This window comes from Pseudoalteromonas sp. GW168-MNA-CIBAN-0100 (assembly GCF_040309225.1).
Lineage (GTDB): Bacteria > Pseudomonadota > Gammaproteobacteria > Enterobacterales > Alteromonadaceae > Pseudoalteromonas > Pseudoalteromonas arctica.
This window is the reverse complement of the sequence record NZ_JBEOOL010000215.1, coordinates 1-369: the sequence shown is the minus strand read 5'-3', so window position 1 is coordinate 369 and position 369 is coordinate 1. Positions and strand designations below refer to the sequence as shown.

General features: G+C 38.5%; 1 pseudogene. It reads right to left on the bottom strand.

The annotated features are described in order from the left end of the window. Positions 1–369: pseudogene (locus AAEY62_RS20800) on the bottom strand (hybrid sensor histidine kinase/response regulator); the annotation flags it as partial.

The window sequence follows — 369 nt, the reverse complement described above, 5'->3', positions numbered from 1 at the left end:
ACTGCCATTAGGATAGGGCTTACGTGCATACTTTATAAATATAAACAGTAAAAATGCAGCTTCAGCTATATGCTGTATATCAGATATAAACAGCCTATCTTGAATAGATGGCGACAAAAAGCTGTAATAACCCAGCATTACGCTGCTAAAAGCAGTAAATGCACAAACAAGTTTAAAGCCAATACCGCGATAATCTAAAAACTGGCTAATAGCAAGACAATGCACAATTGAGGCCGCAAACATCAATATATTGGCAATGCTAATGGCGACAAGTTCAGGGACTCGCCCGATCAGAGTAAAGCCAATAATAACGCCGAGCAATAAAACAGGATAAAAAATATACAGCAGAGTGCCTGGAGTGTGTTTATT